The sequence below is a fragment of the Saccharopolyspora pogona genome, assembly GCF_014697215.1.
Taxonomy (GTDB): Bacteria; Actinomycetota; Actinomycetes; order Mycobacteriales; family Pseudonocardiaceae; genus Saccharopolyspora; species Saccharopolyspora hattusasensis.
On record NZ_CP031142.1, the window covers coordinates 2,643,605 to 2,661,798 of the forward strand.

Genomic DNA, 18,194 nt, shown 5'->3' on the forward strand with positions numbered 1-18,194 from the left:
CCCACACCACAAACGAGAAAGAGATGCCATGCGCGCAACACTCATGTACGAAGCCGGCGTTGTCCGCGTCGAGAACGTGCCCGACTCCCGGATCAAACACCCCACCGACGCACTGGTGCGGATCACCGCCTCGTGTATCTGCGGCAGCGACCTGCACCCCTACCACTCGAGGTCCGCAGCCGACGGCCCGGCCCGGATGGGGCATGAACTGATCGGCATCGTCGAAGAAATCGGCTCGGACGTCACCGCCCTCAAGAAGGGCGACCTGGTCGTCTCCCCGTTCGCGATCTCCGACAACGTGTGCGAGTTCTGCCGAGCGAACCTGCAGACCTCCTGCTCCCACCACGAGGCGAACTTCTGGGACGGCATCCCCGACGAAGGCGGCCAGGCCGAAGCGGTGCGCGTGCCACTGGCTGACGGCACCCTGGTGAAGCTGCCCGTCGCGCCCGACTCGGCGCTCATTCCCTCCCTGCTGACCCTCGCCGACGTATTCGGCACCGGCTACCACGCTGCCAAAGCCGGCGGCGTGACGGAGGGCGATCGCGTAACCGTGATCGGTGACGGCGCCGTCGGACTCATGGCAGTACTGTCGGCCAAGCGCCTCGGTGCCGAGCAGATCATCCTCATGGGCCGCCACAAGGACCGCACGGACCTGGGTCGCGAGTTCGGTGCCACCGACGTCGTCGCAGAGCGCGGCCAGGAGGGCATCGCGAAGGTCCGCGAGCTCACCGGCGGTCATGGCGCGCACGTCGCCCTCGAAGCCGTCGGGTACATGCCCGCCTACGAACAGGCCATCGGCATCGTCCGCCCCGGCGGCGTGATCAGCCGTGTCGGCGTTCCGCAGTACGAAGAAGCGCCGATCGGCTTCGGCAGCCTGTTCCGCCACAACATCCGCCTCGCCGGCGGACCGGCGCCCGTCCGCGCCTACATCGATGAGTTGCTGCCCGACATCCTGGACGGCACCATCGAGCCCGGCAAAGTGTTCGACGCGACCACCGACCTGGATGGTGTCCCAGCCGGATATCAGGACATGGACGACCGCACGAGCCTCAAGGTCCTCATCCAGCCGTGACTCCCCTTGCCTGGTCCTGGGTGGGCGCCCGCCGCCCAGGACAAGGATCAAACAACCCGAAATGAAGGCCAGCAAGCATGACTACTTCTCCTAGCACGACAAGCGTCAGAGCGGTTTTTGTCAAGCGTCATGGCGGACCCCTCTTTGTCAGACTGATGTGAGACACCTCGTGTGAGTGCGGGGTTCCTGACGGAGGGCGGGATCGGAGATCCTGGTGCACGTGTCCACCTCATCTGGCAAGAAGCCCCACTCGTCGCCGCCGGCGGGTCGGGACGACCCGGCACCGCGCCCGTCCCGGCGGGTGTTCAGCCCGGAGTACAAGCTGGCGATCGTCACCGAGTACGAAAACGCCCCCAACGGTGAGAAAGGCGCGATCCTGCGCAGGGAAGGCTTATATTCCTCCCATGTCATCGAGTGGACACGCGCTCGTGACGCGGGTGTCTTGACTGGCCGGCCGGCCGATCCGGCGGCGCCATCGAAGCGCCCGAAGAAATCGGCCGAGCAAGTCGAGTTGGAGAAGCTTCGCCGCCAGAACGAGAAATTGAAAGGCGACTTGGCGAAGACCCGGATGGCATTGGACATCATGGGAAAAACGCGCGCGCTCTGTGTACCACGAATGTCGAAGGAGTTGACTTGGTAGGTAAGCCAGGTTTCTGAGATGTGTAACTGCATGGGAGATGGAGGATGGATGGCCCTCCGGAGTCGCCTTGCGGGAGGAGACTTCAAAGCACCTCAAGCTGCGTTAGCTGAAGCCTGTCGTAGTGAGCGTTGAGGAAAAGGCGCACAGGATGCGTCAGCTGGGGATCGGGAAGGTGAGCTCAGCTCTCCGCTGTAGAAGCACCGAAATGCGTAGTTGGCATCAAAACCAGGGTGTAGAGCGTGTCCTGGGATCAGTCTGGCGGATACCCGTTTACTGGCCAGGCGGTGCCCGGTGTGAATGGCGGCACGAGCCCGATCTGCGGCTTCCATGCGGAACGTGGGAGAGCATGCCCCGACACTGCTCCCGGCTGGTCCGGGACGACAGGGAGTGCGCACAAGCGGCAGAAACCGTGAGGCGTCGAGTACCGTTGCGTGGGAATGCAGTCGGACCGGTTCATAGTAGTGATGAAATCTCTGTAATGGGGATGGAGCGAAGGGGCCGGACCGTCCAGGTCTTTCATACCGACTCCGACGGCTACCGGCCCGGGGCGATCGGCGATCGACGCGGTGACCAAGTGCCGGGAACGCTGCTGGAAAACCGATTGGGTGATCGATTTGGACATCCAGAAGTTTTTCGACAGTTGTCCGCATGACCTGATCGTCAAGGCGGTGAAGGCGAACACCGACCAGCGCTGGATCGTGCTGTATGTCAAACGGTGGCTAATCGCACCGTTGCAGCACCCGGACGTCTCGGTGGCCCCACGGGACCGGGGAACGCCCCAGGGTGGATTATGCGCAGCTGAACATAAACCGCCTTATGAACAGCGTCGGGTTATGCGCAGTGCTGGTCGGGATGGCCTGGTGACAGCGGTTTGGGGGGTCGATCACTGCGCATAACCTTCGTGATGCGTGCTGGGTTCACAAGCTGGCGAGCCAGTTGAGCAGTCCGGTGTCGTGGTTCCATTCGGGTAGCTCGTCGGTGACGATTTCTGTGTAGGCGGCTTCGAGGGCTTTGCGTTTGGCCTCGGTGGAGGCGCGTGCGTAGATTGCGGTGGTGGTCAGGTCGACGTGTCCGAGGATGTCGCGGATGTAGGGCAACGGGATGCCTGCTTCGTAGAGGTGCATGGCCTTGCTGTGGCGCAGGATGTGCGGGCTGAGGTTTGCGCCGGTCAGTTCCGGGTCGCCGGCGCGGTCCTGGTATTTGCCGATGATCCAGGCGATGCCGCCGCGGCTGAGTTTGTTGCGATGCTGGTTGGCAAACAGTGGGTTGTCGTCGTAGCCGGGCTTGTCGAGGCGGTGTTCGGTCAGGTAGGCGCTCAGCAGTGCTGCGGTGTTGTCGCCGAGCGGGACGTGGCGGGTCTTGCGGCCCTTGCCGGTCAGCACGGCCAGGGCAGGCGGTTGCAGGCGGATGTCGCGCACGGTCAGGTCGGCGAATTCGGAAACCCTGGCGGCGGTGTCGTAGAGGGTGGCCAGCAGGGTCGCGTCACGGCGGCCTCGCCGGGTGGACCGGTCGGGCTGGGCGAGCAGACGGCGGGTCTGCTCGACGGTGAGGTGATTGACGCTCGGCTGGGCTTTGCGTTTGGCGGGGATGGCGAGGATGTCCTGACAGCCGGCCATCCTGGCCGGCTCCTGGGATTGCAGCCACCGGAAGAACGAGCTGACCGCGGCCAGGCGCTGGTTGCGGGTCGAGATGCTGTTGTGCCGTTCGGCTTCCAGCCAGTCGAGGAACGCGGTGATCGCGTCGGCGTCGATGCGATCGAGGGTGAGCTTGTCGGGCGGGATGGATCTGCTGTCGCGGGACCAGGCGATCAGCAGCTTGAAGGTGTCGCGGTAGGAGGCGATCGTGTTGGGTGAGCAGCCGCGCAGCCCGGCCAGGTGCGAGGTGAGGAAGCGGTGCAGCAACACCGCGAAATCAGTTGCCATCGCAGGGGCCTTCCGTGGCGGGTGGGACGACGTCGCCGTAGGCGCGCTGGATGCAGGTGGTGATATGCGGGTAGGACTCGGCGGTCAGCCTCAGGTAGTAGTCGGTGTCGGCGATGGAGGCATGGCCCATGTAGGCCTGCAGGACCGGCAGCAACGCGGCGACGTCCTCGCCGCAGGCGAACCACGACCGAAGATTGTTGACTGCCATGGTGTGTCGTAGATCGTGGACGCGGGGGCCGTGGCCCCGGCCGCCGTGGGGGATGCGGGCCTGCCACAGGAACCGGCGGAAGTTCTTGTCGATGTTGCCGATCGTCAGTGGGTGCCCGGCGGTGCCGGGGAACAACCAGTCCCCGCCGGTGCGCCCGGCGACGCTGGAGTGGTAGTCGGCCAGCCTGTCGCGCAGCCCGGCGCTGACCGGGACCTGCCGGTCTTTGCCGCCCTTGCCCTCCCGGATTGTCAGGACCCCGGCGTCGAGGTCGATGTCGTCGAAGCGCAGCAGCCGGGCTTCGGAGGCACGCAGGCCGCAGGCGTAGATCGTGCGGAACAGCACCGGCATGACCAGGTGCGCCGAACGGGACCTGCGAGTCGTAGCAGCAGCGGTCGGTCTGGGTGAACAGAGCCGCCAGTTCCTGGTCGGTGTAGATGTGCGGGACGTAGCGGGCGGGGCGGGGCAGTGCCCCGGCGGGCGGACGTAGGCCGCCACGCCGCGGCGGCCCAGCCAGCGGGCCAGCTCCCGCACCGGCGCGGCCAAGCCGTGCAGGGTCGCCGGGGCGACTCCGCGCCGGCGGGCGGCCGCGATCCACGCCTCGACCGAGGCCCGGGTGGGCGCCTGCTGCCCGGGGAACCGGGCGGCGGCGAACGCGGCGAACCGGGTCAGTACCCGCTCCTCGGAGTGGTATTTGTAACCCGTGGCGCGTTTTTCGGTGACCAGGGCAGTGATCGCCTCGGTCATCGTGATGGCGGGGCTCATCGCGACACCCCGTTCGCGGGCGCGTCCGGGTCCAGCGCGCACTTGGCCAGCAGGCCCAGGGAGGATTTCAGGTAGACGCCGGTCGACTCGACGGACTGGTGACCGAGGATGTCAGCGATCTGCTCGACCGGCGTGCCGCTTTCCATCAACCGAGTCGCCAGCGAATGCCGCAGCGAGTGCATGCCATGCCGGCGTTTCTCGCTCACCGGAACGTGTGCCGCCCGGGCATGTTTGACCAGGATCTGATGCAGATGGTCCTGGTCGGAGAACGGGCCGATCGGGGCCGTGTGCCGCACGAACACCTGTGGGCAATCGCAGTCCGGGCGGCCATGGCGGATGTAATCGATCACCGCCCAGCCAACATCTTTCATCAGCGGCAACTGCACCCGGTGACCGGTCTTGGCCTGCGTCACGAATAGCCGGTTGCCCGGCCAGTCGAAGTCGGCGAACTCCAGCCGCTTGATGTCCACGCCGCGCAGCCCGAGCCTGGTGATCAGCAGGATGATCGCGTAGTCCCTTTTCCCGCACGGGTTGACCCGGTCGATCGCTTCCACGATCCTGGCCACCTCACCTGGATCCCATACCGACGGGATCCAGGCCTGCCGGGCCGAGCGTGCCGAGGGCACCACCTCCAGGCACGCCCCGTCGACCAGGCCGGCCGCGGAGGCAAACCGCAGGAACGACCGCACCGCGCACAGTTTCTGCTCGACAGTCTTGAACTGGTATCCGGTCAGCGTGGCGACGAACGCCCCGATCATGGTGGCGTCGCAGCAGCCCAACCCTCCACGAGTGCCGGTGAACGCGACGAACTCCCCGGCCAGCGTCCCATAGGTCCGCACCGTCGAGGCCGAGCGCCCAGCCGAGCGCAGATGCTCCTGGAACCGGGCGACCGTCTCGGCGCCGACCCCGTCCAGCTTGCTCACCGACCGGTTATAGCGACGCAGCACCGCCCCGTGGACCGCGTAATCCTCCAGCATCTGAGCAACCCTGAACAAATACGGCTCTTGTGACTGATCCGTGGGTGATGTGAGCTGCTGTTTTAGGCCCGGAGACGGGGGCACGCCGTTGCTTCGTCTAGGTTTCTGGCTTGTCGAAGGTCAGGAACCGAGGGGACGGAGAACGGCGTGCCGAAGGCCAGTTTATGGCGTGCTCTGGTGGGCGTCGACAGGCGCACGGTGATCGAGGATGTGGAGTTCGACGAGGCCGCGGAACGGGTGATGGTGCACGTGCGCCCGCGCAAGGGCGGGCGCGGCCGTTGCGGCCGGTGTGGCCGCTGGTCCTGGCGGTATGACCGGGGCGAGGGACGGCGCCGGTGGCGGGCCCTGGACCTGGGCACCATCCAGGTCCATCTCGAGGCCGCCGCGCCGCGGGTGCGCTGCCGGGAGCACGGGCCCACCGTGGCGCGGCTGCCGTGGGCGCGTCATGGCGCCGGGCACACCTTGGCTTTCGACGACACGGTGGCGTGGCTGGCGGTGCGCTCCTCGAAATCGGCGGTATGCGAGCTGATGCGCATCGCCTGGCGCACCGTGGGTGCGATCGTGGCCCGGGTGTGGGCCGACGCCGAAACCCAGAGTGACCGGTTCGGTGGGTTGCGGCGGATCGGGATCGATGAGATCTCCTACAAGAAGCATCACCGCTATCTGACGGTGGTGGTGGACCACGACACCGGGCGGCTGGTGTGGGCCGCGCCGGGGCGCGATTCCGCGACGCTGAACCGGTTTTTCGACGCCCTCGGCGAGAGGCGCGCCGCGGAGATCACGCATGTGTCCGCCGATGCGGCCCAGTGGATCGCCGACACCGTCGCCCGCCGCGCCCCGAAGGCCATCCGCTGCGCCGACCCCTTCCACGTGGTCGCCTGGGCCACCGAAGCACTCGATGCCGAACGGCGACGGGCCTGGAACGACGCCCGCGCCCTGGCCCGCACCGAAGGCACACGCCGCCGGGGCCGCCCGGCCACCGACTCCCCGGCCCGTCCCGGGCACGAGAAAGCCAAGAAGCTCAAAGACTCCCGTTACGCGCTGTGGAAAAACCCCGAAGACCTCACCGAAAACCAGCAGGCGAAGCTGGCCTGGATCGCCACCACCGACCGCCGCCTGTACCGGGCCTACCTGCTCAAAGAAGGACTCCGGTACGTCTTCACCGCCAAAGGCGAGCAAGGCAAACAAGCCCTGGACCGCTGGACCTCCTGGGCACGGCGCTGCCAGATCCCCGTCTTCGTCGAGCTCGCCAAGAAGATCACCAAACACCGCGCCCCCATCGACGCCGCCCTCGAACACGGCCTCTCCCAAGGACTCATCGAATCCACCAACACCAAAATCCGCCTGCTCACCCGCATCGCCTTCGGATTCCGCAGCCCCCAAGCACTCATCGCTCTCGCCATGCTCGCCCTCGGCGGCCACCGACCCACCCTCCCCGGACGCGCCTAACCCACCCACGGAAGCAGCAGAAGAGCCACAAATACACATCGGTTGCCTTCAGGGTGCCGGCCTGCTCCTTGCCGAAGAAGCCGCACGCATCCTCGACCCACGCCATCGCCGCATCCAGGGAGAACTCCTCGACACCACGCGCAGCGAAGTACTTCTGCATCCGCCGCCAGCAACCCCGGTACCAGACCAGCGTCGAATCCTTGTAGCCCAAACGCCGTAACTCCGCCTCCAGGCCCGACACCAACACAGACAAAGTCGCCATAACACCCGACCTCCGACCATGCGGCCCGGCACCATACCGGGCCTCCTGATCAGAGGATCCGCGTTATGCGCAGTGATCGACCCCCCAAAACCGCTGTCACCAGGCCATGCCGGCCAGCGCTGCGCATAACCCGGCGCTGTTCATAAGGCCGTTTATGTTCAGCTGCGCATAAAGAGCCCTGCGGAGTACCGGCGTCGATGTCCCTCAAGACCCGATCCTCACCGAGGATGCCCGCCTTGAAGAACGCCTTCACCAGGGCCAGGACCCGTTTGTCCCCGACGCGTAACCGCACCCGATCCATGAGGGCCGAGTGCGAAATTTCGTCGAAGCAAGCTTTGATGTCGCCCTCCACGATCCACTCATACGAATGGGACGCGAGGTAGCGCACCTCGGCCACGGCGTCATGTGCCCGACGGTTCGGGCGAAAGCCGTAACTACATGGGAGAAAATCGGCCTCCCATATCGGCTCCAACACCAGTTTCAAGGATGCCTGGACCACCCTGTCCCGGATTGTGGCGATGCCCAGACGGCGTGACTTTCCATTCGCCTTCGGGATCATGCGCTCACGCACCGGCAGGGGGCGGAAGGTGCGATTCTTCAGCGAGGACCGCAGCTCACCGAGGAATTCCTCGGTTCCCTGCCCGGCCTCGATGGATGCCGCGGTGCGCCCATCCACTCCGGCCGTGCCAGCACCCTTGTTGCCCCGCACACGATCCCAGGCCACCAGCAGGAAGCTGGGATCGGCGACAAGGTTGAAGATGTCGTCAAACCTGCGATGAGAATCGTCCATCGCCCAACGGTGCAACTTCGACTGGATCTCCAGTACCCTGCGTTCCGCCCTGAACAGGGCGGCTTCCAGTTCGTCGGTGTTCACCGGCGTCCTCCTGGCCTTCCAGAGTCTCGGTTGCTGACTTGCTGGCCCCCTTCGCCATGTGCACGCCTTTCGCGTGCTCGGACTACTACAGGGCCTCCGCCCCACCCAACGGCCTTCAGCCGGCGACGGGCCTGCCCGCCATCAGACTGGATGCCTGACGGGGAGGGCAGCCGTGGATGGTTCCCACGTTCACCACATGATCGATCGACAGGTCGGTGCCCAGCTATGCCCCTGCGGCCTCGCCAACGGTTACGCCGCAGCCCTTCACCGTGGCCTCCCTCCTGACAACCCAAGCCATCTCGGGAGTTCTCCGGGATCGGACGATCCGTACCCGGGTGCGCACCGCGCCCCAGCCCACATCCGCCAGGTTGGAGCCGGGTTCTACGTTTGAGGAGCTTTATGGCACTGGTTCCTCTCGTGCACGTTCCTGTCTTGCTCACCGGGACCGGCCTGTCTGGCAGTACCAAACCGTTCCGACTTTGTCGGGGCCGCTTCCCACCTTCCCCGGCATCCCCCGAGGTCGGCTGCCCCCAGCTTCACCCGGCCGCTGCGACGGCCAGGAGGCGGTGGTCTCTCACCCCCGCTCGATCATGCGGCGCCTCGTGGCGCACGGGATAGTCGTAGAAGGCCAGCAGTTCCTCGAGATCGTCGGTGATCTTGGCGATGGCCTTGGGGAACTTCGCCCCGTAGGCGGCCTCGAACGCCGTCACGGCCTCGAGGGCGTGCCGGCGGTCTTCGGCGTTCCAGATCTCTGCCAGGGCCTTCTTCGCGCCGGGATGCGCTGATTTCGGGAGCGCGGCAAGCACATTGCCGATCTTGTGGAACCAGCAGCGCTGCTCCCGGGTGTCGGGGAAGACCTCGCGTAGCGCGCCCCAGAACCCCAGCGCGCCGTCACCGACAGCCAGCACCGGCGCCCTCATCCCGCGGCGCTTGCCTTCGCGCAGCAGGTCAGCCCAGGACTCGGTGGACTCGCGGTAGCCGTCGGCCAGCGCGACGAGTTCTTTGCGGCCGTCAGCGCGGACTCCGATCACCACCCGCAGGCAGAGTTTGTGTTCTTCCAGGCGGATGTTGACGTGGTGAGGTCGGGCCGAGGCGCGGTGCCAGCCTTTCGGCCGGTCCGTTTCTAATAGATAACCCTTGAGTTCCCGGGGGACCTCCGCCCCACCCGATGCCCTCAGCGGACAACGCGCCTGCCCGTTCCCGCGCTGGCTGCACGAGACGAGGGCGACATCGAGCGGTTCCCACGTTCACCACGCGACCGATTGACGGGGTCGGCGTCCAGCTCTGCCCCAGCAGCATCGCCACGACTACGCCGTGGGCTTTCACCGTGGCCTCCCGCCGAAGGGCATCATCTCCGGCAAGGAGTTCCCGACCGGTCCATGCCAGTCGGAACGCACCGCTACCCAGCCCCTATCCGCCAGATTTGAGCTGGTGGGCCGTTTGAAGGGCTTTACACACTGGTTTCTCTCGTACGCCTTCCCGTCTTGCTAGCCGAACCCGCGTTGTCTGGTAGTACCAACACGTCCCGGCGTTGTCAGGACCGCTTCCCACCCTCCCCGCGTTCCCCGGGTCAGGCTGTCCCCAGCTTCATCCGGTGGCCACGACAACCGGACGGTGAGGGTCTCTCACCCCCACTCGGTCGCGCCGCGCTTCGTGGCGCACGATACCGTCCGCCCACAGATATACATAGTCCGCAGTGGATAGATCGCGTTCGGTGAACGCGCGGTGTTCGCCCTTCCACTGCTCGGTCAGTTTCGTGATCACCGCGGCGGATAACCCCTTGCTGCTGCCGAGGAATTGGCCGAGTGCGGGCACGAAGTCTCCGCTGGAGAGCCCGTGCAAGTACAGCAGCGGCAGCACCTCGGTGATCTTCGGGGTCTTGCGTGCCCAGGCGGGCAGGATCGCCGAGGAAAACCGACGCCGCGCACCGGTGTCCGGGTCGGTGTGCTTGTCGTTGACCCGTGGCGCGGTCACTTCCACCGCGCCAGCAGACGTCAGGACTTCGCGGGGCCGGTGAGAGCCGTTGCGGACCACCAACCGGTGACCACGCTCGTCGCGGGCGTCGGCGAACTGCGCGATGTATGCGTCCACCTCAGCCTGCAACGCTTCGGCCAGCATCCGGCGGGCGCCCTCACGGACGATCTCGTCGATCAACGACGCAGAAGCCGTGACCGGGCCATCGTTACGGGAGTCGGGGTCAGGAACTACGCTGAGCATCGGGTCGTACCTTCCCGACCGACGCGGCAACGTCGGCCATGCTTGGAACCTTCATCCGATCACTGGGAAGGTACGCCCCTTCCCCGCCGATCCACAGGTTCCGAGCATTCCTCGCCGCCGAGACCGACGACGATCGTGTGGTGCCCCGCGTCGAGCGCTGCGGAGATCACCTGGCCGGTGCCGTAGGTGGACGAGGCCGCCGCCGTGGCGGGAGTGGGGCCACCTTCCGGTAGCCGGGCAAGGCCCGACACGTCGGCCAGCTCCACGACCGCGACCCCCTCTCGGTGGACGTATCCGGTGGTTACGCACCGGCCGAGCGGGTCCATCGCCTCAACCGGGACGTGGGTGAAGCCCGCCGCCGCGAGCGCGGCGAGGGTCCCTTCACCGCCCTCGGCGACCGGACGTTCATGAACGGAGGGACTCGAGTGGTGACGGCGCAAGCCGCGCGCGACCGCCGCCGTGGCCCGTGCCGCGTCGAGGGAGCCCTTGAACGAATCGAGAGCCACGACCACCCCGCCCATGAATCCTCCTCGACCTCGGGGAATGTGGGCACCACATTGACTCCGTGCACAGCACAACGTCCAAGACCAAGTCTCTGCCGAACTGATAGGTTCAGTTGATGAGTAGGCTTCGACCTGCGTCGATTCGACTCCGAACCAATGCAGAGGACATGCTCCGATGGATGTGCGGCAACTCGAGTGCTTCCTAGCGATCGTCGAACACAACGGGTTCGGCCGGGCAGCGCACGCACTGCACATCGCCCAGCCCTCGCTGTCGCAGACCATCGCCGGTCTCGAGCGAGAACTGGGCGTCCAGCTGTTCCACCGGATCGGTCGCGGCGTGGTTCTCAGCAACGCCGGGACCGAGCTGATCGAGCCTGCTAGCCAGGTCCTCCGGGACATGCGCACGGCTCGAGCGACGATGGACTCGCTGAAGGGAGTGCAGCGCGGCCGGGTCGAACTCGTCACGATTTCCTCCGCCGGGATCGAACCCCTCGGCACACTGACTCGCCTGTTCACCCAGTGCCATCCGGGCGTCACGGTCGCCGCGGACGCCGCCTTCACCCCAGAAGAAGTCGTGCAGAAGGTCAAGCAGGGCAGCTGCGAGCTCGGTCTGGTCGGCGCACAGGAGGACGTGCAGGCCCCCGGAGTCGACGTGCTCCCGCTCGAAGCCCAGGACTTCGTCCTCGTCGGCGCGGCCGACACCGATTTCCCCAGCGGCAACCCGATCCAGCGGTCGGCGCTGGTCGGCGCGCGGCTGATCGTCTCGCCGCCCGGAAGCCTCATGCGGCAGATCGTCGACGAAGTGCTGGCCTCCGGCACGGACCTGGAGATCGTCGCGGAGGTGGCCCACCGCACCTCGATCCTCCCGCTGGTGATGCAGGGCATCGGGGTCGCGGTCCTCCCGTCAGCCTGGGCACCGATGGCACGCCGACTCGGGGCATTGGTCGCCCGGATCGCCCCACCGACCCAACTGCACATCTCCCTGCTCAGCCGACAGGCCCCACTGACACCCGCAGCACAGGCCTTTCTCGCCGTGGCTCGCTCTTACCGCCCAGGCAGCTACATCGACGCTGAACAGCTGTCATAACCAAACCCTATGGATGGCATCGCAACTACGTCTTGGACGTCGCGACTTCTGTCGAGCTTGACTCGGGTACATCACCGACCGCAATCTCCTGGGAGTCGTCCCGATGTCAACACCGCCCACAAATCGCACGTTCAAGATCGCGGCCGTCCCGGCCGACGGTGTTGGGGCCGAGGTCGTCGCTGCCGGGCGGACCGTCCTCGACACCCTGGCCGAAGCATCCGGCGGCGCGTTCAGCTTCGCCTGGACAGAATTCCCCTGGGGCTGCGACTACTACAAAAAGACCGGCCGAATGATGGACGACGACGGTCTCGCTGCGCTCGAGGAGTTCGACGCGATCTACTTCGGCGCCGTCGGCTGGCCGTCCGTCCCCGACCACATCAGTCTCTGGGGGCTGCGGTTGCGCATCTGCCAGAACTTCGACCAGTGGGCCAACATCCGCCCAGTTCACTTCCACCCGGGCATCACTCCGCCACTTCGCAAGGCCGACGACACCCCGTTGGGCTGGGTCGTCGTCCGCGAGAACAGTGAAGGCGAATACGCGGGTCTCGGCGGACGCAATCTCTCCGGTCGCGGCCCCGGCAATGAAGTCGCCGTCCAGACGGCGCTGTTCACAGAGCAAGGCTGTGAACGGATCATCCGCTTCGCCTTCGAGCTCGCCCGCACCCGGCCGCACAAGAAAGTCTCCTCAGTGACCAAGAGCAACGCCCAGCAGTACGGAATGGTGCTCTGGGACGAGACTTTTGCCCGCGTCGCGAAGGACTACGCCGACGTCGAGACCGAAAGTGTGCTCGTCGACGCCATGTCGGCCAAGTTCGTCCTCCACCCCGAAGACCTATCGGTCGTCGTCGCCTCCAACCTCAATGCCGACATCCTCTCTGACCTAGGCTCCGCGCTCGCCGGAAGCCTCGGTCTCGCCGCCAGCGCGAACCTCAACCCAGAACGCCGGTTCCCTTCGATGTTCGAGCCTGTCCACGGCTCGGCCCCCGACATCGCAGGCCGGGGGCTGGCCAACCCGATCGGCGCCATCGGCAGCGCCGCGCTCATGCTCGACCACTTCGATCTGGCCGACGATGCAGCCCGGCTGCGCAAGGCCATCGAAGCCACCACAGGCGCGGGAATCACCACACCTGACGTGGGTGGGACGGCCACCACCGACCAGGTCATCAGCTCGATCATCGAGAACCTCTGAACCACACCCCCCACCGGAGCACACCACCGGGTACAGGTACGCCACCGGAATGATCTCTTGTCCCAGGCGAAGCTGAATCCCATGAGCTAGGGATCGTTGACCTGCCATAGAACATCGCCGAGGGCTGTCCAGAATTCGGCTGTCACTCGGGGTCGACTTGTTTCAGGCCGCTGGCGCGGTGATGTAGTTGGTCTCCAACTCGATCGGCGCGAGTTCGCTCAGGCGGCGTTGCCGCCGCATGCGCCGACGCGGCCCATCGATCCGGTCAGTCCGTGGCGGCGCGGCAGCCCGATGAATACGCACTATTGCTGATCATCCTCAATACTGATCCGCCTCAGATCAGTTCCGCTGCGGCGCGGGACACACGGACGAGCTCGCGTCGCGGCTGGAACTCCTCGCCGCCCGCTGAAGCCGGCACCGGATCGGTTGGTGTCCTGCCGGCGTCCCGTGGCCAGCCTCGGATCATCAAGACCGTCGACTTGCGCAGGAGGTCGGTCGCGTGTGGCGGAACCCCGGCGGACTGCGACCGCAGTACGACTGATGCCAGCGTCCGTCGCGGCGGCCGGTTTCGTTGAGATCGTCGTTCAGCCTGTCGTCCCGGCTGAGGTTCGAGCTGGGCATGCTGATCAGCCCTTGGTGACACCGACCAGGTGCAGCAGCAGGTAGATCAGCGCGGGCAACGATGGGTGCAAAGTCGGCTCCCCGCCGATGAACTGCACCATGCGCGCCCTGAGGCCGGCCGCCTGGCCGTTCACGCTGCACCACTCCACAGTCAACCTCCGAACTCGTGCTTGCGCTGTCGTTCGTTCCACTTGGTCGGCGTGCCCCGGTGCCGATCAGGGTTCGGCACCGAGGCAGTTCGGGGAACACGGGCGCGGGCCGGGTCGGCGGCAGCGTCGTGTCAGAGCCGCTGAAGCGCGGCGAGTAGCTGCTCCAGCGCGGCAGGGCCGGTAGCCCACGCCAGGCAAAGGAGGGGCTGCTCGTCAGCGGGCGGTGCGGCCAGATCACTCGTGATCACCACACGCCTCGGCTCACGCTCGATCAGCGCCCGATCAGTCGCCGCACCGCGATCACTGATCTGTCCTCTCGCTGTCCACGACCGAGACGGCGTTCCTATGCCCCCGGCCGCGTAGGGCTGTGGCGAGGTTGTCCAGGTACACCCCAGCCGATCGCGGACCTCCGCGTCGTAGTGCCCGGCTTCCAGGTCATCGACAGCGAGGCCCAGCGACACAATCACGCCTCGCGTCATCGCACCCAACCGCCGCAGATCCGCACTCACCACGCACTCACCACCTGCGCCAGCCCAACTTTCCAGCTAACTACCCAGCACTGCTGTCTATATTCGACGCACATCCTCGGATGCTCTGGGACAATGTGCGCTATTATTAGCACCTACGCTGTCTATATTGCGCGCGAAAGGTGACCGTGGATCCACGTGTAGATCAACTCCGAGAAGACATCGTGCTGTTCAACCGCAGGATCAGGACGACGAACTCCGCCCATCACCTGACTCCCACGCAGCTGCAGGCGCTAGGACACATCGACCGCCTCGGTCCGCTCAGCGCGCGTGAGCTCGCCGACGTCGAAATGGTCGCGCCGCAGACCATCGCCCGAACCGTCGCCTTTCTGGCGGAGCATGACCTGGTCTCGCGGGAGGCGGACCCCGCCGACGGCCGGGCGGTTCTTGTCAGTGTCAGCCCGGCAGGGCGCCGGATGCTCGAGGAGGACCGGGGCAAGCGGAGCAACTGGCTCAGCGAAGTGATGGACGAACGGTGTACTACCGTCGAGAAGGAACTGCTGTTCCTCGCCGGCGACCTGTTGCGCCGGTTGGCCAAGGCGGAAGCCTCGCCCGCGAGCGACCAACGATGAGCGCTACCGGCACCCGGCCAGCCGAGCGTGCTCCGATCCCCTTCCGCGTGAGGGGCGCACTCGCTACCGGGAGCGTGCTCCAACCGCTCAACTCGTCGATGATCGCCGTCGCCATCATCGCGATCGCCGCTGACTTCGGCACTTCCTCGGGCATCTCGTGGATCATCTCCGCCATGTACATCAGCACCTCGGTGTGCGCACCGATGGCAGGCCGCCTCGGTTCGATATTCGGGGCTCGCCGGGTTTTCCTGACCGGCCTGGGGATGGTCTGCATCGCCTCGACGGCCGGCATGTTCGCGTCGAACATCGGACAACTGATCGCCGTGTACATCCTCATCGGCGCCGGCATCTCGGTCCACATGCCGACCGCTATGACGATGGTCCGTGCCTACGCCGAACGCTATGCCCGCTCGTCCCGCACCGCGATGGCCACGCTGGTGATGTGCGGACAATCGATCGCCGCACTGGGACCGACGGTGGGCGGCCTGCTCACCGGGACGTTCGGCTGGCATTCGATCCTGTGGGTCAATCTCCCGGCGGCCGCGCTCAGTGCAGCCGCGGTGCTGCGGGCCGATGTCGGCTTCGCTGGGCGTGGTTCACACACGTCCACCTGGCGCGCGGTCCGTGGCCTCGACTTCGCCGGCATCCTCCTGTTCGCCCTCACCGTCAGCACGGCGATGCTGTTCCTCGTCTCGTTGCGGTCAACACCGCTGTACTGGATGCTTCCGATCACATTGGCAGCGGTCGCAGCGTTCATAGCACGCGAACGGCGCGCTACAGACCCATTCGTCGACGTGCGCGCGCTGGCCCGCAACCGCGCGCTGTGCGCAACGCTCGGGCGCACGCTGCTGACCTACACATGCTTCTACTGCGTGTTCTTCGGCATTCCGCAATGGCTCCAAACCGTGCGCGGGATGAGCGCAACCGAGGCCGGACTCACCATGCTGCCCGTGGCCGCCGTCGGAGTTCTGGCAACCAGGGCGGGGTCGACCACGACCCACCGGTTCGGCGCACGTGCGACGTTGCTCATCGGTACCTTCGCCCTGATCGCAAGCGGCGTCCTGATAGCGATCGTCGAGCGCTCCACCGCACCCCTCGCGGTCCTCCTCATCGTGGCCGCGGTCGCAGGAATCCCCAACGGCTTCAACAATATCGGGAATCAGAGCCTCATCAGCGCGGTGACGACGGTCGACGATGTCGGCGCCGGTATCGGGATGTATCGCACCGTGGCCTTCACGGGCGCCAACGTCGCGGTAGTCGTCCTACAACTGGCGACCGGCGGAACCATCGACGACGCCGGCCTTCACCGAGTCGGCTGGTTCATCGTCGCCGCAAGCATCGTGCTGCTGATCGGTCTCGTGACCTCATCGCAGATGCCGCGTCCACAGCGGCACGCCAGAACACCCTCAACCTGAGACTCCAGCGCTCCGAGGCGGCCTCGATCCTCTTAGAGTTCCTAACAAAGGATCTTGATGTGTCGGTAGCAGATGATGCAGGTAGCCAGGCCGAGAAACGCCTCGTGGATGTCGTCGCGGCGTTCCCAGCGGATGCGCAGACGTCGCATGCCGTGGTACCAGGCGATTGTGCGCTCGACGACCCACCTGATCACGCCGAGTCCGGAGCCGTGGCCGGTTCCACGTTCGGCGATCTGCGGGTCGATTCCCTTGGCGCGCAACTTGTCCCGGTGTTTATCAGAGTCGTAGGCGCGGTCGGCGTACAGCGCATCGGGTCGGCGGCGGGGGCGCCCGCGCTTGCCTCGCACGGGCGGGATCGCCTCGACCAGTGGGAGGAGCTGGGTGACGTCATTGACGTTGCCGCCGGTCAGGCTGAATGCCGTCGGAATGCCGCCGCCCTCGGTGATCACGTGGTGCTTGGAGCCCGGCCGGGCACGGTCGACCGGGCTCGGGCCGCTTTTGGGCCGCGCCGCGCCGCCCGCACATGCGAGCTGTCGATCACCGCCCGAGACCAGTCCAGCTTCCCGGCCGCGTTCAGCTCGGCCAAAAGCGCCTCGTGCAGCCGCTGCCACACCCCGGCCTCGTTCCATTCCGCCAGGCGCCGCCAGCAGGTCATTCCGGATCCAAACCCCAGCTCCTGGGGCAGAAACTCCCACTGGATCCCGGTATGCAGCACGAACAGGATTCCCTGCAAGACCAGCCGGTCCGGCAGCCGCTTGCGGCCCAGCTTGGGCAGCGCGTTCTCCCAACGCGGCAACACCGGCTCGATTCGCTCCCACAGCTCGTCGGGGACGATCCATGGCGGTTGCTCACCTTTCCTCACCTGTTCATGATCTACGATCAAGGAACCTATGGCACGTCAAGTGATCATTTTGTTAGGAACTCTTAGAGTTCCTAACAAAGGATCTTGATGTGTCGGTAGCAGATGATGCAGGTAGCCAGGCCGAGAAACGCCTCGTGGATGTCGTCGCGGCGTTCCCAGCGGATGCGCAGACGTCGCATGCCGTGGTACCAGGCGATTGTGCGCTCGACGACCCACCTGATCACGCCGAGTCCGGAGCCGTGGCCGGTTCCACGTTCGGCGATCTGCGGGTCGATTCCCTTGGCGCGCAACTTGTCCCGGTGTTTATCAGAGTCGTAGGCGCGGTCGGCGTACAGCGCATCGGGTCGGCGGCGGGGGCGCCCGCGCTTGCCTCGCACGGGCGGGATCGCCTCGACCAGTGGGAGGAGCTGGGTGACGTCATTGACGTTGCCGCCGGTCAGGCTGAATGCCGTCGGAATGCCGCCGCCCTCGGTGATCACGTGGTGCTTGGAGCCCGGCCGGGCACGGTCGACCGGGCTCGGGCCGCTTTTGGGCCGCGCCGCGCCGCCCGCACATGCGAGCTGTCGATCACCGCCCGAGACCAGTCCAGCTTCCCGGCCGCGTTCAGCTCGGCCAAAAGCGCCTCGTGCAGCCGCTGCCACACCCCGGCCTCGTTCCATTCCGCCAGGCGCCGCCAGCAGGTCATTCCGGATCCAAACCCCAGCTCCTGGGGCAGAAACTCCCACTGGATCCCGGTATGCAGCACGAACAGGATTCCCTGCAAGACCAGCCGGTCCGGCAGCCGCTTGCGGCCCAGCTTGGGCAGCGCGTTCTCCCAACGCGGCAACACCGGCTCGATTCGCTCCCACAGCTCGTCGGGGACGATCCATGGCGGTTGCTCACCTTT

General features: G+C 66.2%; 17 protein-coding genes and 2 pseudogenes. 8 read left to right on the forward strand and 11 right to left on the reverse strand.

Features of this window, described 5'->3' with window-relative positions; genetic code table 11:
- Positions 1-28: 28 nt before the first annotated feature.
- The 3 genes from DL519_RS12185 (at position 29) to DL519_RS46270 (ending at position 2,608) form a co-directional block, all read left to right on the forward strand.
- Positions 29-1,072 carry a zinc-dependent alcohol dehydrogenase family protein gene (locus DL519_RS12185; protein WP_190814777.1) on the forward strand — a complete coding sequence of 348 codons (1,044 nt, stop codon included), beginning with the start codon at positions 29-31 and terminating at the stop codon, positions 1,070-1,072.
- Between the two features lie 214 nt (positions 1,073-1,286).
- A complete protein-coding gene (locus DL519_RS12190) occupies positions 1,287-1,712 on the forward strand; it encodes a transposase (RefSeq protein WP_190814779.1) in 426 nt (141 codons plus the stop codon).
- Positions 1,713-2,278: 566 nt separating this feature from the next.
- Positions 2,279-2,608 carry an RNA-dependent RNA polymerase family protein gene (locus DL519_RS46270; protein WP_263399629.1) on the forward strand — a complete coding sequence of 110 codons (330 nt, stop codon included), beginning with the start codon at positions 2,279-2,281 and terminating at the stop codon, positions 2,606-2,608.
- Between the two features lie 21 nt (positions 2,609-2,629).
- Here DL519_RS46270 and DL519_RS12200 read toward each other — a convergent pair whose 3' ends face one another.
- From DL519_RS12200 to DL519_RS12210, 3 genes are read right to left on the reverse strand one after another with little or no spacing between them, the layout of a single operon-like run.
- The gene (locus tag DL519_RS12200) at positions 2,630-3,634 is read right to left on the reverse strand and encodes a tyrosine-type recombinase/integrase (RefSeq protein WP_190814781.1); all 1,005 of its coding nucleotides are present in this window, start codon (positions 3,632-3,634) and stop codon (positions 2,630-2,632) included.
- Entirely contained in the window at positions 3,624-4,604 is a 981-nt protein-coding gene (locus tag DL519_RS12205) for a tyrosine-type recombinase/integrase (protein WP_190814782.1), read from the reverse strand. Before DL519_RS12205 ends, DL519_RS12200 begins: the two co-directional genes overlap by 11 nt.
- Positions 4,601-5,581, reverse strand: coding sequence for a site-specific integrase (locus tag DL519_RS12210; protein WP_190814785.1), 981 nt, complete (start codon positions 5,579-5,581; stop codon positions 4,601-4,603). The genes DL519_RS12205 and DL519_RS12210 overlap by 4 nt, the downstream gene beginning before the upstream one ends.
- Positions 5,582-5,728: 147 nt before the next feature.
- Between DL519_RS12210 and DL519_RS12215 the strand changes: the two genes are divergently transcribed.
- A complete protein-coding gene (locus tag DL519_RS12215) occupies positions 5,729-7,030 on the forward strand; it encodes an ISL3 family transposase (RefSeq protein ID WP_190812633.1) in 1,302 nt (433 codons plus the stop codon).
- Between the two features lie 311 nt (positions 7,031-7,341).
- Here the strand turns inward: DL519_RS12215 and DL519_RS12220 are convergent, their stop codons facing one another.
- The 4 genes and pseudogenes from DL519_RS12220 to DL519_RS12235 form a co-directional block, all read right to left on the reverse strand.
- Complete coding sequence (locus DL519_RS12220; RefSeq protein ID WP_223838835.1) at positions 7,342-8,166, reverse strand: reverse transcriptase domain-containing protein; 825 nt, start codon at positions 8,164-8,166, stop codon at positions 7,342-7,344.
- Between the two features lie 602 nt (positions 8,167-8,768).
- Positions 8,769-9,242, reverse strand: a pseudogene (locus DL519_RS12225) (transposase); the annotation flags it as partial.
- 520 nt (positions 9,243-9,762) lie between these two features.
- Positions 9,763-10,383 (reverse strand): annotated as a pseudogene (locus DL519_RS12230) (transposase); the annotation flags it as partial.
- A gap of 59 nt (positions 10,384-10,442) precedes the next feature.
- The gene (locus tag DL519_RS12235) at positions 10,443-10,904 is read right to left on the reverse strand and encodes a glycerate kinase (RefSeq protein ID WP_190814787.1); all 462 of its coding nucleotides are present in this window, start codon (positions 10,902-10,904) and stop codon (positions 10,443-10,445) included.
- A 157-nt stretch (positions 10,905-11,061) separates the two neighbouring features.
- Here DL519_RS12235 and DL519_RS12240 point away from each other — a divergent pair, with 157 nt between their 5' ends.
- Both DL519_RS12240 and DL519_RS12245 read left to right on the forward strand, forming a co-directional pair.
- The gene (locus tag DL519_RS12240) at positions 11,062-11,973 is read left to right on the forward strand and encodes a LysR family transcriptional regulator (RefSeq protein WP_190814789.1); all 912 of its coding nucleotides are present in this window, start codon (positions 11,062-11,064) and stop codon (positions 11,971-11,973) included.
- Between the two features lie 103 nt (positions 11,974-12,076).
- Positions 12,077-13,162, forward strand: a complete 1,086-nt coding sequence (locus DL519_RS12245; RefSeq protein ID WP_190814791.1) for a tartrate dehydrogenase — start codon at positions 12,077-12,079, stop codon at positions 13,160-13,162.
- 626 nt (positions 13,163-13,788) lie between these two features.
- On the opposite strand, the gene DL519_RS48600 is transcribed toward DL519_RS12245, so the two are convergent.
- Positions 13,789-13,917: a hypothetical protein gene (locus DL519_RS48600; protein WP_263399631.1), complete on the reverse strand. Its 129-nt coding sequence runs from the start codon at positions 13,915-13,917 to the stop codon at positions 13,789-13,791.
- Between the two features lie 146 nt (positions 13,918-14,063).
- Complete coding sequence (locus DL519_RS12250; protein WP_190814793.1) at positions 14,064-14,444, reverse strand: hypothetical protein; 381 nt, start codon at positions 14,442-14,444, stop codon at positions 14,064-14,066.
- 143 nt (positions 14,445-14,587) lie between these two features.
- Here DL519_RS12250 and DL519_RS12255 point away from each other — a divergent pair, with 143 nt between their 5' ends.
- Positions 14,588-15,031 carry a MarR family winged helix-turn-helix transcriptional regulator gene (locus DL519_RS12255; RefSeq protein WP_190814795.1) on the forward strand — a complete coding sequence of 148 codons (444 nt, stop codon included), beginning with the start codon at positions 14,588-14,590 and terminating at the stop codon, positions 15,029-15,031.
- Positions 15,028-16,446 (forward strand): MFS transporter, encoded by a 1,419-nt coding sequence (locus DL519_RS12260; RefSeq protein WP_190814797.1) that lies wholly within the window; start codon positions 15,028-15,030, stop codon positions 16,444-16,446. The genes DL519_RS12255 and DL519_RS12260 overlap by 4 nt, the downstream gene beginning before the upstream one ends.
- Positions 16,447-16,487: 41 nt before the next feature.
- On the opposite strand, the gene DL519_RS12265 is transcribed toward DL519_RS12260, so the two are convergent.
- A protein-coding gene (locus DL519_RS12265) for an IS5 family transposase (RefSeq protein ID WP_223840204.1) occupies positions 16,488-17,281 on the reverse strand; the annotation gives its coding sequence in 2 pieces (ribosomal slippage) (positions 16,488-16,948 and positions 16,948-17,281; 795 coding nt in all).
- Positions 17,282-17,379: 98 nt separating this feature from the next.
- Positions 17,380-18,173, reverse strand: a protein-coding gene (locus DL519_RS12270; protein ID WP_223840204.1) for an IS5 family transposase whose coding sequence is annotated in 2 segments (ribosomal slippage) — positions 17,380-17,837 and positions 17,837-18,173 — 795 coding nt in all. Because the reading frame shifts where the segments join, the coding sequence is not laid out codon by codon here.
- Positions 18,174-18,194: the final 21 nt, after the last annotated feature.

What these genes read in the sequence shown, in the direction of transcription:
- DL519_RS12185 (WP_190814777.1), top strand. Translation starts at nt 29, where the DNA reads ATGCGCGCAACACTCATGTACGAAGCCGGCGTTGTCCGCGTCGAGAAC.
- DL519_RS12200 (WP_190814781.1), bottom strand. Translation starts at nt 3,634, where the DNA reads ATGGCAACTGATTTCGCGGTGTTGCTGCACCGCTTCCTCACCTCGCAC.
- DL519_RS12205 (WP_190814782.1), bottom strand. Translation starts at nt 4,604, where the DNA reads ATGAGCCCCGCCATCACGATGACCGAGGCGATCACTGCCCTGGTCACC.
- DL519_RS12210 (WP_190814785.1), bottom strand. Translation starts at nt 5,581, where the DNA reads ATGCTGGAGGATTACGCGGTCCACGGGGCGGTGCTGCGTCGCTATAAC.
- DL519_RS12235 (WP_190814787.1), bottom strand. Translation starts at nt 10,904, where the DNA reads ATGGGCGGGGTGGTCGTGGCTCTCGATTCGTTCAAGGGCTCCCTCGAC.
- DL519_RS12240 (WP_190814789.1), top strand. Translation starts at nt 11,062, where the DNA reads ATGGATGTGCGGCAACTCGAGTGCTTCCTAGCGATCGTCGAACACAAC.
- DL519_RS12245 (WP_190814791.1), top strand. Translation starts at nt 12,077, where the DNA reads ATGTCAACACCGCCCACAAATCGCACGTTCAAGATCGCGGCCGTCCCG.
- DL519_RS12260 (WP_190814797.1), top strand. Translation starts at nt 15,028, where the DNA reads ATGAGCGCTACCGGCACCCGGCCAGCCGAGCGTGCTCCGATCCCCTTC.